Raw genomic sequence first — 11,950 nt, forward strand, 5'->3', positions numbered from 1 at the left:
GTTATCATACAATACATCCATAAAGACCCTATATGTGGGAGGGGTTCCAAGCTGTGAAATGTCCTCACTGTGGGAGTACTGACGACAAGGTGATAGAGACGCGTACCCTCGCAGGAGGGGAGGGTATCCGGCGGAGACGGCAGTGCCTCTCGTGTGGATATCGGTTTACCTCGTACGAACGGATCGAGGAGAAACCCCTCATGGTCATCAAGAAGTCGGGAAGGAGGGAACCCTTCGAGCGCGGCAAGATCGAGAAGGGCATCCTGAGGGCGGTGGAGAAGCTCCCTGTCTCGGGCAAGACGATCGAGGAGCTGGTGAACCGCATCGAGGAACGCGCAGCCCTCTACGACCCCATCGCTCGTGAGGTTCCCACGTCGGTCCTGGGGGATATGGTGCTCGAGGAGCTCAAAGCCCTCGACTTTGTGGCCTACATCAGGTTCGCCTCTGTATACAAGAACTTCAGGGATCTCAAGGCATTCCTGGAGGAGATAGGACACATCCAGAAAACCAACAACGTGACACGCTAAGGAGGAGAACGACATGGAACATGAGGTGTCGTCCCGGCGAGAAACGCCGGCAAAGTATGTGGTGAAACGGGACGGACAGATCGAATTCTACGACAGGTCACGCATCACGCGGGCCATCCTCAAGGCCATCGAGAGCGTCCGGGGGGAGAAGGACAAAAGCCTCGCCGAACACCTCACCGATCTGGTAGAGGAGAAGATCCGCGCGCTCATGAGAGATCGCCATCCCAACTCGGCCCCGGCCATCGAGGAGATACAAGACCTGGTCGAGACCGTGCTCATCGAGGAACGCCAGGTGGACCTCGCCAAGGCCTACATCCTCTACCGGGCCCAGCACAGCATCATGCGAGACACCCGCAAGCTCATGCTCGACATCTCCGCCATCATGGACGGCTACCTCTCCCAGAGCGACTGGCGGGTCAACGAGAATGCGAACGTGAACTACTCCCTCGGTGGGCTCATCCTTCACAACTCGGGGAGTATCACGGCCAATTACTGGCTCAAGAAGGTCTATCCTCCCGAGATCGCAGAGGCGCACATCAACGGAGACTTCCACATCCACGACCTCTCCATGTTCTCCGGCTACTGTGCGGGGTGGTCGCTCAGGCAGCTCATCGAGGAGGGGCTCGGTGGTGTCGAGGGGAAGGTCTCCTCCAAGCCGGCGAAGCACCTCTTCACCCTGGTACAGCAAATCGTCAACTTCCTGGGTATCATGCAGAACGAGTGGGCCGGGGCCCAGGCCTTCTCGAGCTTCGACACCTATCTGGCCCCCTTCGTGAAGGTGGACAGGCTCGGCTACGAGGAGGTGAAACAGGCGGTCCAGAGCTTCGTCTTCGGCGTGAACACGCCCTCGCGGTGGGGCAGCCAGGCGCCGTTCACCAACATCACCCTGGACTGGGTGGTACCGGAGGACCTCAAGGACATGCCCGCGATCGTGGGAGGCAAGCCCCAGGATTTCACCTACGGCGAGTGCCAGGAGGAGATGGACATGATCAACCGGGCCTTCCTCGAGGTGATGCTCGAGGGGGACGCCAACGGCAGGGGGTTCGCCTATCCCATTCCCACCTACAACATCACGCGGGACTTCGACTGGGACAGCGAGAACGCCGCCCTGCTCTTCGATATGACGGGCAAGTACGGGACGCCCTACTTCCAGAACTTCATCAACTCCGACCTCAAGCCAGGAGACGTGCGCTCCATGTGCTGCAGGCTCCAGCTCGACAAGCGGGAGCTGAGGAAGCGGGGCGGCGGGCTCTTCGGCTCCGACGAGTTCACCGGCTCCATCGGGGTGGTGACCATCAACCTCCCCCGCATCGGGTATCTCTCGGACTCGCGGACCGAGTTCTTCAGACGGCTCAACCACCTCATGGACCTCGCCGCCGAATCGCTCACCATCAAGCGCAAGGTCATCACCCGGCTCCTGGAGGCGGGACTCTTCCCCTACACCAAACGCTACCTCAAGCACTTCAACAACCACTTCTCCACCATAGGGCTCGTGGGCATGAACGAGTGCTTGCGCAACTTCATGGGCAAGGACATCACCACGCCCGAGGGGAGGGCCTTCGCCCTCGAGGTGCTCCAGCACATGCGCCGCAGGCTCCAGGACTACCAGGAGGACACCGGCGACCTGTTCAACCTGGAGGCCACGCCGGCCGAGAGCACGAGCTACCGTCTCGCCCGGCACGACAAGGAGCACTACCCCGACATCATCACCGCAGGTGAGGAGGAACCGTACTACACCAACTCCACCCAGCTCCCCGTGGACTACACGGCCGACATCTTCGATGCCCTCGACCTGCAGGAGGAACTCCAGATCCAGTACACCGGGGGTACGGTGTTCCACGCCTTCGTGGGAGAGGCCATCGACGACTGGCGGGTGGTGCGCGATCTGGTGAAGGCCATTGCAGGAACCTATCGTATCCCGTACTTCACCATCACCCCCACATTTTCGGTGTGTCCGGTACACGGGTACCTGAAGGGAGAGGTGCGCTACTGTCCACACTGCGAACGTGAGGAGCGGGAGCGCATCCTCGCCAGGATCCAGGAACTGGAACAGGAAAAGGGCCGGCTCCAGGCCGCACTATAAATGCACCCACAGTAAGGAGGAACGTATGGACGTGAGCACACGACTTGCAGAGATCGACCGGGAGATCGAATCGCTCAAGGCCAGGCTGGCCGAGGTGAAAGGAAGGGAGACCGAGATCTACACCCGGATCGTCGGCTACTACCGCTCGCTCAAGAACTGGAACAAAGGCAAGAAGGAAGAGTACCGACACAGGAAGACCTTCGAAGTGGGGCTGTCCTTCGACACCTTCAGGACACGGGAGCGGAGGGAAGCCGACGAGATCCTCTACTTCTACCGGAAGGCGTGCCCCTACTGTCCTGCCATGAGGCAGGCCCTCGAGGAGGCGGGGATCTCCTACCGGGCCGTAGACGTGGACACGGCCGAGGGGCAAAGCCTCGCGGAGCGATACGGCGTGCTCGGAACCCCCACCGTGCTCCTCCTCGACGGCAAGGGGAAGGAGGTGGGCCGTACCACCTCGCCTGAGGAGCTCAAGGATCTCCTCAAGGGCGCGGCTGCCGTGGCATGAGCAAGGCGATCAGACTGGGGCTCGTGAAGACGAGCCTCATCGACTTTCCTGGCATGCTCAGCGCGGTCCTCTTCACGGGGGGGTGTAACCTCAGGTGCCCCTACTGCCACAATCCCGAATTGGTAGAGGGAGACTCCGAGGACTTCCTCCCGTGGGAGGAGATCCGCGCATTCCTCACACGGAGACGCGGGATACTCAAGGGCGTGGTCTTCACCGGAGGGGAGCCGCTGCTCAAGGGGTTTCTCCCCTCCCTCATCGAGGAGGTGCGGGGGATGGGGTACGCCTGCAAGCTCGACACGAACGGGACCCTTCCTCAACGGCTCGAGGAGGTGCTTCCCCTTCTCGACTACGTTGCGGTGGACTTCAAGACCGCGCCCGATCTCTACCACAGGGTGGGAGGCGACACGACCGGTGGAGAGAAGGTGCGGGAATCGCTCGGGCTCGTGGCGCAGCAGGGGATTCCCCATGAGGTACGGGTGACCGCCTGTCCCCCCATCGTGGACAGGGAGGTCTTCTCCCGGATGCTGGAGGACCTGCCGGAGGGGATCGACCACGTGGTGGTGGCAGGCTTCAGGCCCTCGGTGACCCTCGATCCCGCCTATAGGGAGGTTGCGCCGTACCCGCCGGAGGAACTCGAGGAGTGGAAGCATCTCTGCGAAGAGAGGGGCATCCGTTGTTCCCTGCGGTTCCACACCCCTCACGAGGACGATCCCCTGTAAAAGAAAAAAGCGGCCTCTTCTCTCGGCCGCCTTTTATAGTGGCGAAGGGACTCGAACCCCTGACCCAGCGGATATGAGCCGCTTGCTCTACCAACTGAGCTACGCCACCATGTGTGGGAAACTATAGCAAAAGCCGGAAGCGCCTGTCAATAGACGAGCTTGTGGCGGCGCGCGAGTTCCATGAGCCTTCCGTTCCAGTAGTTCCTGTAGAGGTAGTGCCGCTTCTGGGTGGCGTTCTCTATCCTGCTCGCCCTCACCTGGAGGAGCTTCACCCCTTTCCCAAGGATGGTGAGGGGATGATCCTGTTGATAGGAAAGGCCCCTCCTCTCGAGGTCGAGGAGGATCTCGCCGTACCAGAGGTGGTAGAGATGGGTATAGGGATCGCCCTTGCGCAGATGGGCGTGGCGGATGATCTCCGAGAAGGCTTCCACCGCGGACATGTCCCCCTCCATGCCCCGGGCGTAGAGCTCCAGGACCCGGGTGAGCATCCTGGGGACTCGTTCCCTCGGCTGCTGATAGAAGACCCGCTCTTCTATGAGCCCGAAGCCCGTGTACCACCACGGAAGCAGGTCTTCCTTTACCTCCGGATACTTCCTCACATCCTCGGGCGGAAGGGAGAGCAGTTCCATGATCCTTCTCGTGTCCCCTGCGCGGGCCGCGGCCTCTATACGGAACAACCTCGCCTCCTCGTCTTCAGGGAGTTCCCGAAGGATGCGGTCCGCCTCTTCCGGCCGGTCGAGGAAGAAGAGACAACGGGCCTTCCACTTCTTGAATACCCGCAGGGCCCTTGAAGAGAGCACGGACTGGAAGTATCCGTGCGTAGCGTCGAAGACCTCGAGAGCCTTCTCGTACTCACCGAACTCCACGTGGGTCCGGCCGAGCACGAACCCGAGGGCGGCCCTCACCTCGGGCAGGTCGATCCCCACCGCACCGTCCAGGGCCGTGGTGAGGGAGAGGAGCGTCCTGGTATAGCTCCCCTCGAGCCACCACAGGGTGGATTCCACGAGCGAGGCCAGGAGCCCGGTGGCCTGATCCTTCTCTCCGAGGTGCACCGCGAGGTGGAGATACTCCTCCGCATCCCTGAGGGTGCCTCTCGCAGCGATGGCGAGGGTGAGCTCGAGATAGGCGACGATCCTGAGGAACGAGGAAGGACGACCGTTCTGGAGCCGGAAGATGAGGTCCTTCACAAGGGCGAGGGCTCGGGGAGGATCGGTTCCCCGGAGATACCGCACCACGTGGAGATCGAGAAACTCTCTGAAAGGCGAGGAGAGCGATGTCTCCTTTTCGTACAACGTCACCACCCTGTCCCCTTCCCCCCTCTCCTCTTCCTCGAGCGCATACATCATCCTCGAAAGGAGGAGGAGCCCACGCCGTTCCTCCTCTCGGAGCCGTGTGGAGAGAGGCCCTCCCTCTCTCGCATCCCTCACCATGCTATCGCCCCGGAGCCACCCCCGATACAGGTTCCAGACGAAGGAATCCCGCTCCCCCCCCTGGAGATGGGGAAACCAGAACCAGGGGACGGAATGCCCCAACCTTCTGAGTTCCATCGAGAGGTGCGCGACCATCTCCCGCACCTCGTCGCCGGAGGAGGAAACTCCTGCATACCGAGGGGAGGAAGGAGATCCCGGATAGAGCACCCCATACTCCTGCAGCCAGCTCCTCATCTCTTCCACCTCGAGCGGCGTGATATCCCATCTCGAGGCCCAGTCCTTGATGCGTTCCTCTCCCAGCACGGGGAAACACAGCTCATGGAGCAACAGGAGTCTCCTCTCCTTCGGAGAGAGTCCCATGAGAAAGCTTTCCAGGGGACCGGTGCCCTCGTCCTCCCGCACGAGGTTCCGGGCGTAGAGTTCGAATCGGTGCCACTTTCCTGCTCCCCGGAGGGGATCGACTCCTCTCTCCCGGAAGAACCTCTCTCTGTCCCCGGGAGTGAGGCCAGGCGCCACCACGGAAACCGCTCTGTCCTTCAGCCACGCGGGAGGGGAGGTGGATGAGACCCACACCCAGCCGATCCCCCTCTCCCTGCTCCACTCGAGGAGGCGTACGAGGATGGGCTCCTCCTCTTCTCCCCCTTCCGAGGCGACCAGCACGACCACCTTCCGTCCTCTGCGCCGGAGGAGATCCATGAGATGCGTGCATGCATGGTAGAGTGCGCGGAGCGGGATGTCGACGAGGATGTCTTCATAGCGAACCCTTCGAAGCATCTCTCCTACATACCCTTTCGGGAAGTCATCCTCCTCCACGCGGGAGAGGAGGAGACGGAGGAGACCCGAGAGAAGGGATTCCGCGGCGAGCATGCGTCCTGAGTGGAAGGACTGCGGCAGGACGGTCCACCCTCTCCCCTCGAGACGCCAGACAAGGGTCCAATCGAGGAGATCCGCCGGATGCGCCCTAAGGTGGCAGACGCCCCCCCGGCGTAGTATGTGCAGGCAGCGGCCGAAGGCCCTGCACTGTCCCCGGGAAAGCGGCATCCGGGAGAACGGGAACTCGACCGAGGAAGGGGTATAGCCCCTCAGTTCCGTGAGGAGCCACAGGTCCTCCTCCCGTTTCGCCCGTACATGTCGGACGAGGAGACGGTAGACCCCCTCCGTGCTCCAGAGGCAGCCGCCTCCGAGGGGGATCTCCTCGTGCGTCCGGCCGCCCCCGGATCCGCCATCCTCGAGGAGAAAGGCGACTCCGTGATGGAGGTGTGAACGGTCCTCCACGAACTCCTTGAGAGCGAAAAGCGAGGAGAGAAGCGCGAGCACGTCCTCCCTCGAGTGCTGGGGGGGGAGGGAGAGGCGCCACAGGTCACCGTGCTCCACGAACTCGCAACCCGGCCATACCTCCACAAGCCGCCTGCGAAGCTCGTCATAGAACTCCAGCACCGGCCTCCGCCCGATCCGTCGGGCCATCTTCCCGTGGTAGAGATAGATGCTGAGAAACACATCCTCCCCCTATTTGCATTTCTCGGCAGAATCGGTTATCCTTATAGATGATTATGCCACACTATCTGCGGATTGGCGAGAAAAAACTCTCCCGGATCCGACTCACGATCCACCCGGGGGCCACGGTCACGGAAGTCTTCTCCCTCCTCAGGAAAGTGGAGATAGTCGGACTCCCGCACTCTCCTCAGACCATCATCTACGCCGTACTCGAGCTTGTGAGCAACTCCCTCAGGGCGCTCTCGAAGAAGACCGACCCTGCGCCTGTATACGTGACCCTCGCCTTCAAGGACGGCTCCTTCACCGCAGAGGTAAGGGACGAGGCAGGAGGCTTCGATCCCTCCACTCTTCCCTACGATATCAATCTACCGGCGGACAGGATCGACATCGAGAGCAAGGCCTTCCATGCCTACCGGGAAGCGAACGGCAACCGACATTTCGGCCTGGGCCTCTATATCGCAAAGAAGGTCTTCGACAGACTGGAAATCCACTTCTTCGACAGCACCGGGAACGAAGTTCCCTGGGACGCCCAGGAGAAACACGGGACCCTCATCCGGGGAAGCATCGCTATAGGAGCCCCTCATGGAGCAGCGAGAAGAGAAGCGGAAAGTACCTCGCGATAACCTCTACGCCAAGGCCCTCATCGAGGACGAGGAGACCCCCGCCTATGTGAGGGACATCTCTGTCCTCGGCTGTAAACTCGAGTTCCTGAAGCCGCTTCCCCTGGAGAAGGGGGCGCATCACGTCCTCCAGGTGATACCCCTCGAAGAGACGGGCATCCCCCCTTTTGAACTGACTGCCGAGGTCCGATGGACTGCCCACGAGGATCTCTTCTACACGGCGGGATTTCGCTTCGTAGAGGTGCCCATAGAATCATCGCTCAAATTGAAAAAACTGGTGGAGTTCATACGGGATCACGTACGTACCATATGACCCCCTGGCACCTTCATTCGGGAGGCGGTATAATGCAGCGTAGCAAAGGGGGTGCCTGAATGGATATCGATGTGACCAGGGAGAAGCATTCGTTCATCCTCTCCCTGACCGGGGAGCTCGACCTCTACCAGGCTCCTCGGATAAAGGACATGCTGCAGAAGGTGTTTCCCGAACACCCGGCGAAGATCGTACTCGACCTCGACGGTCTCACCTACATCGATTCGAGCGGCATAGGGGCCCTCCTCTACGCCTACTCCGAGGCCAAACGCCGGGACATCGCCTTCTACCTGGTGAATCTCCACGGCTCGGTGAAACGGGTCATCGAGCTCACGAAACTCCTCCACTATTTCCCCATCGCTCCATCTCTCGAGGAGGCGCTTCACGAGGAAGAATCCTCCGCCGATCCCTCCGAAGAGATGACCTTCACCTCTCCGGAGAAATCCTCACCGTAGAGCGATCGTGCGAGGAAGAACCTGTCGTCGTCTTTCAGATCGAGAAAGGCGAGCGCGACGTAGAGCTTGTCGGCATCCTGAAAACGCCGCACCACACGGGCCTTGACGGGGACCTTCCTGCCTTCCACTTCGAGCACCACCTCGATCTCCGAGAAGAGGAGGAAGGGATCGTCCTCCACTTGTCGAGGGAACGTGAACAGGACCCCGGAGAGGCTTATGTCGATGATCTCCGCCCGATCGTAGGTGATCTCGGCCTTCCGGGGCTTGAAGTACCCGTGGATCTTGAGGGAATAGGCCAGACTCGCGCAGAACTCGTGCACGTATTCGAGGACCCGCCTGTCGTAACGCACCCTCTTCTCCACCGTGCTCACCAGGTACACATACCCTATCACGTATTCATAGAAGAGGATGGGGGCAAAGAGTTCCTGACCTATCTTCTGTTCCCGCTTCCGCGCCACCAGTTCCCTGATGCGGCGCACGGCATCCGACCTTGAGACGCCTTGGTCGCGGAAGTAGAGGAGAATGGCGTCTATGGAGAGGAGGTTGAGCTGGGGGTAGAGCCTGTCGATGTTGGCCGACGTGTAGATATAGCTCTGAGGATAGAGAAGCACCTTGCCCGTGTCGGTGATGATACGCTCTTCCTCGGATTCGGGAGTGCGCTCCTTGAACATGACGATCTTGCTCTCGGTGGAGAATTCGGCCGCCTTCTTCCTGAAGTCGTTGAGGAGCGCGGAGATGGTGGCCGCATCGAAGGAGGGAGACACCACCGGTGGGGTCCCCGCCCCCCCCTTCTTCACGGAAGGAAAGTTGAGGACATAACGCTCGCCCCTCACGGTGAACAGGAGCCTCACGTTTTCCGGATGTCTCACCCGCTCGAACTCCCGCTGGAGATCCCGATAGACCCCCTCGGGGATGCTCGTGACCACGAGGTCGTCTTCCCGCCCCAGGTAGACCATGTCGAAGGTCATGAGGGTGCCGTGGATGCGGAAATAGGCGCTCACCTCGTCGCCCACGGGAATGTCGAGCACCGGGTTCCCCTCCACGAAGAGATACATCTTGCTCGTCTTGAAGTCCACCTTGTGGATCTCCGCGCGGTATCGCCGCCTCTGGAACAGGAGCTCCACGGGGATCTTCTCATCCTCGAGCGACTTGAGGATGAATTCCTTCTCGATCCGCCTGAGCGGAGTACCCATGGCCTGCTCCTCCTTTTCCCCTAATACAGGGGCAACATGGCGTAGCCTCCCGGCGCGAAGGGGCGTTCCTCGGTCTCGGGAGAGAGGAACGATGCCGTATCGAGGAGGAGGTCGGAGACCACCCATCCGGCATCTTGCTTCTTCAAGACGAGGCTCCCCCCCACGTATCCCTCTTGGAGATACAGCTTGATGTTCACGTGGAAGAGCCCCGAGGCGTCGGGGAAGGCCAGTCCGATACGTACACCTGTGACGGAGACTCCCAGCCGATCCATATAGGCCAGGGTCCTGAGAACGTGCTGCCGCACCCCCTCATCCTGGATCTCGGGCGGCAGCCGCCTGGTCGAAAAGGCCTGTGCCGTCCGGCGGGCCGCCTCTTCGGGCGACGAAGGCGCGATACGGCCCGGAAGGGGGCCGATGTAGGTGTCGGTCGCGAGTACGGACTCCCTCAGGTGCTGGAGAAAGGGATGCTCCCTCGGAACCCGGGCGGGTTGAGGGGCCGAAGAGGGACGAAGAGAGGGAGCGGGGGATCTCATCGTCAGCCCCTTCTCTCCCGTCTCCTGCGAGGGCTGAGGAGGGGGAGAGGGTTCTTGCGCGGCAGAGAGCTCCACCCTTAAGGCAGAACTCGTGGGAGAAGGAAGAGGGGTGTGCTCTACACTCTTTGATGTGCCTCTTTCACAGGAAGAGAGCATGGAGAGCACCAATAAGAGAAACACGAGTACCGTAGGAAACCCCTTCCGCACATCTCCTCCCACATACAATAATCGTAGTGCCATTATAAGCTCCATCTATCCGTCACGCAAGCAGTGATGTGTACTGCGCCCATTAAGTCAAGACAAAAAGGGTAGGGAGAAATGGTAGTACCGAAAGGGGTCATGCGACCTCCTCTCCTTGCATCTGCGCCCAAAGGGCCTCATATTCCTCGGGGCTCCTGTACCCTAGCGCACTGTGGACATAGTGCTGGTTGTACTCCTCCGCCCATCCCCTCACCGCCTCCTCCAGCTCCCCCACGTGCTCCCACTCCCGCAGCCACAACAGCTCCTCCTTCATCGTCCGTATCATCCGCTCCGTGTCCGCATTCCCCTTCGGATTGTTGTAGCTCGTGAACACCTGTTCGATCCCCAATACCTCCATCGCCTTCATGAACGACCGGCTCAACGGTTGGCTCCCGTTGTCACTCACCAGCCGAAGCCCTCTCCCCCTCACCCCCTCGGGAAACTCCCGCTCCACCGCCATCTCCATCGCCGCACACCACTCCTCACTCCTCCCCCTCACCGACACCTTCCACCCCACCAGCTTCTTCGTGTACCAGTCAAGTACGATCACGAGATAGACCCATCCTATCCCTTTCACCAGCACCTTCGTCATGTCGATCCCCCACCACTCCCTCGGTCTCCTCGCCACCGGCTTCCCTCGCCCACTCCCACGTCTCGCTTTCTTCTTCTCCCGTCTACACATAAGCCCCGCACCCTTCATAAGTCCTCTCACCCGCTTCTCGCTCACCTCCTCCCCCTCCCGCCTCCTCAACCACCACGCCACCCGCCTGTACCCCCAGTACGGATGCTCCCCCACAAGATCCCTGATCTTCTCCATAAGCCGCCCATCGTCCCTCTCCTTCTCCTCCCGCTTCTTCCCCACCTTCTGCCCCCTTTTCCTCCTCGCATAGTACCGGCTCCGACTCACGCCAAACGCCTCACACGCATCCTTCACCCGGTACCCTTCCCCCACCAGCCGCTCCACCGCCTCTATCTCCCCAACAGCTCCTTCGTTTTTTTTAGTATCTCGATCTGGATCGCCTGCTTCGCTATGATCTTCTCAAGCTGCTCTATCTTCGCTCGATAGGTGTCCTTCTCCTTCCTGCCGTCTGCAAGGGCTCTCGTGCCCCCTTCCAGAAACCTGTCCCGCCATCGGTAGTACATCGTCTGGCTGATCTGGTGTTCCCGGCAGATCTCGGCGATCTGCCGTTCGCCTCGGAGTCCTTCCAGGACGATCGCAAGTTTCTCTTCAGTGGTCCATGTCCGCTTCTTCATCTGCGTCCTCCTCCCTTATTCCAGTCTTACCTCTACCATTTCTCCGTGTCCACTCCTACGGGACGCAGTATATATCCGTGCCACCTCTCTCTTCGGTATTATACCACAGGTGGCTCAAAAATGGTAATCACCTTTCAGAATTGCTTGAGCGAGCTATGAACAAATACCACAATCGGGCCATCGAGACGGCTCAGGTGATAGAAGAGCTCATCGCCATTGCCAAGCAGATGCGCGAAGCCGCTCGGCGAGGCGAGGATCTGGGACTATTCGAGGACGAGGTGGCGTTCTACGACGCACTGGCTTCCAACGAGAGTGCGGTGCAGGTCCTGGGGGATGAGACCCTGAGGAAGATCGCCCAGGAGTTGGTGGAAAGGGTACGTGGAAGCGTCTCGGTGGATTGGAGCAAGCGGGAAAATACCCGTGCCCAGCTGCGAGTACTGGTCAAGCGCATCCTGCGAAAATACGGCTATCCTCCTGACAAGCAGGAACAAACCACCGAGCTTGTGCTGGAGCAAACAGAAGTCTTGTGTGAGGACTGGGTGCTATCGTAAACGCTCTTTCACTAGAGCTCCTTCCACTTGTGAAAC

Annotated in this window: 11 protein-coding genes, 1 tRNA gene and 1 pseudogene; 8 read left to right on the forward strand and 5 right to left on the reverse strand. The window is 60.4% G+C overall.

Features of this window, described 5'->3' with window-relative positions; all coding sequences use genetic code 11:
• The first annotated feature begins 53 nt into the window (after positions 1–53).
• The 4 genes from nrdR to SPITH_RS07485 are packed head-to-tail and all read left to right on the forward strand — an operon-like array spanning position 54 to position 3,834.
• Positions 54–527: a transcriptional regulator NrdR gene (gene nrdR, locus SPITH_RS07470; RefSeq protein ID WP_041624060.1), complete on the forward strand. Its 474-nt coding sequence runs from the start codon at positions 54–56 to the stop codon at positions 525–527.
• 13 nt (positions 528–540) lie between these two features.
• On the forward strand, positions 541–2,610 hold the full coding sequence (locus tag SPITH_RS07475) for a ribonucleoside triphosphate reductase (protein WP_014625061.1): 2,070 nt from the start codon (positions 541–543) through the stop codon (positions 2,608–2,610).
• 25 nt (positions 2,611–2,635) lie between these two features.
• Complete coding sequence (locus tag SPITH_RS07480; RefSeq protein ID WP_014625062.1) at positions 2,636–3,115, forward strand: thioredoxin family protein; 480 nt, start codon at positions 2,636–2,638, stop codon at positions 3,113–3,115.
• Entirely contained in the window at positions 3,112–3,834 is a 723-nt protein-coding gene (locus SPITH_RS07485) for an anaerobic ribonucleoside-triphosphate reductase activating protein (RefSeq protein WP_014625063.1), read from the forward strand. Before SPITH_RS07480 ends, SPITH_RS07485 begins: the two co-directional genes overlap by 4 nt.
• Positions 3,835–3,870: 36 nt before the next feature.
• Here SPITH_RS07485 and SPITH_RS07490 read toward each other — a convergent pair.
• Both SPITH_RS07490 and SPITH_RS07495 read right to left on the reverse strand, forming a co-directional pair.
• Positions 3,871–3,943: transfer RNA gene (locus tag SPITH_RS07490), tRNA-Met, on the reverse strand.
• A gap of 37 nt (positions 3,944–3,980) precedes the next feature.
• Positions 3,981–6,761 carry a tetratricopeptide repeat protein gene (locus tag SPITH_RS07495; protein ID WP_014625064.1) on the reverse strand — a complete coding sequence of 927 codons (2,781 nt, stop codon included), beginning with the start codon at positions 6,759–6,761 and terminating at the stop codon, positions 3,981–3,983.
• Between the two features lie 47 nt (positions 6,762–6,808).
• On the opposite strand from SPITH_RS07495, the gene SPITH_RS07500 reads away from it, so the two are divergent.
• From SPITH_RS07500 to SPITH_RS07510, 3 genes are read left to right on the forward strand one after another with little or no spacing between them, the layout of a single operon-like run.
• A complete protein-coding gene (locus SPITH_RS07500; protein ID WP_041624061.1) occupies positions 6,809–7,381 on the forward strand; it encodes an ATP-binding protein in 573 nt (190 codons plus the stop codon).
• On the forward strand, positions 7,341–7,691 hold the full coding sequence (locus SPITH_RS07505) for a PilZ domain-containing protein (protein WP_014625066.1): 351 nt from the start codon (positions 7,341–7,343) through the stop codon (positions 7,689–7,691). The genes SPITH_RS07500 and SPITH_RS07505 overlap by 41 nt, the downstream gene beginning before the upstream one ends.
• Before the next feature lie 59 nt (positions 7,692–7,750).
• On the forward strand, positions 7,751–8,143 hold the full coding sequence (locus SPITH_RS07510) for an STAS domain-containing protein (protein WP_014625067.1): 393 nt from the start codon (positions 7,751–7,753) through the stop codon (positions 8,141–8,143).
• Here SPITH_RS07510 and SPITH_RS07515 read toward each other — a convergent pair.
• From SPITH_RS07515 to SPITH_RS07525, 3 genes are all read right to left on the reverse strand, one after another.
• On the reverse strand, positions 8,071–9,336 hold the full coding sequence (locus tag SPITH_RS07515; RefSeq protein ID WP_014625068.1) for a PilZ domain-containing protein: 1,266 nt from the start codon (positions 9,334–9,336) through the stop codon (positions 8,071–8,073). The two genes, SPITH_RS07510 and SPITH_RS07515, sit on opposite strands and share 73 nt — an antisense overlap.
• Before the next feature lie 20 nt (positions 9,337–9,356).
• Positions 9,357–9,869, reverse strand: coding sequence for a hypothetical protein (locus tag SPITH_RS07520; protein ID WP_014625069.1), 513 nt, complete (start codon positions 9,867–9,869; stop codon positions 9,357–9,359).
• A 337-nt stretch (positions 9,870–10,206) separates the two neighbouring features.
• Positions 10,207–11,363, reverse strand: a protein-coding gene (locus SPITH_RS07525; protein ID WP_425358081.1) for an IS3 family transposase whose coding sequence is annotated in 2 segments (ribosomal slippage) — positions 10,207–11,114 and positions 11,114–11,363 — 1,158 coding nt in all. Because the reading frame shifts where the segments join, the coding sequence is not laid out codon by codon here.
• A gap of 104 nt (positions 11,364–11,467) precedes the next feature.
• Between SPITH_RS07525 and SPITH_RS07535 the strand changes: the two are divergent.
• Positions 11,468–11,914 (forward strand): annotated as a pseudogene (locus SPITH_RS07535) (type I restriction enzyme endonuclease domain-containing protein); the annotation flags it as partial.
• Positions 11,915–11,950: the final 36 nt, after the last annotated feature.

It is taken from the genome of Spirochaeta thermophila DSM 6578, from assembly GCF_000184345.1.
Classification (GTDB): Bacteria; Spirochaetota; Spirochaetia; order Winmispirales; family Winmispiraceae; genus Winmispira; species Winmispira thermophila.

What these genes read in the sequence shown, in the direction of transcription:
- SPITH_RS07520 (WP_014625069.1), bottom strand. Translation starts at nt 9,869, where the DNA reads ATGAGATCCCCCGCTCCCTCTCTTCGTCCCTCTTCGGCCCCTCAACCC.
- SPITH_RS07485 (WP_014625063.1), top strand. Translation starts at nt 3,112, where the DNA reads ATGAGCAAGGCGATCAGACTGGGGCTCGTGAAGACGAGCCTCATCGAC.
- SPITH_RS07505 (WP_014625066.1), top strand. Translation starts at nt 7,341, where the DNA reads ATGGAGCAGCGAGAAGAGAAGCGGAAAGTACCTCGCGATAACCTCTAC.
- SPITH_RS07515 (WP_014625068.1), bottom strand. Translation starts at nt 9,336, where the DNA reads ATGGGTACTCCGCTCAGGCGGATCGAGAAGGAATTCATCCTCAAGTCG.
- SPITH_RS07510 (WP_014625067.1), top strand. Translation starts at nt 7,751, where the DNA reads ATGGATATCGATGTGACCAGGGAGAAGCATTCGTTCATCCTCTCCCTG.
- SPITH_RS07500 (WP_041624061.1), top strand. Translation starts at nt 6,809, where the DNA reads ATGATTATGCCACACTATCTGCGGATTGGCGAGAAAAAACTCTCCCGG.
- SPITH_RS07475 (WP_014625061.1), top strand. Translation starts at nt 541, where the DNA reads ATGGAACATGAGGTGTCGTCCCGGCGAGAAACGCCGGCAAAGTATGTG.
- SPITH_RS07480 (WP_014625062.1), top strand. Translation starts at nt 2,636, where the DNA reads ATGGACGTGAGCACACGACTTGCAGAGATCGACCGGGAGATCGAATCG.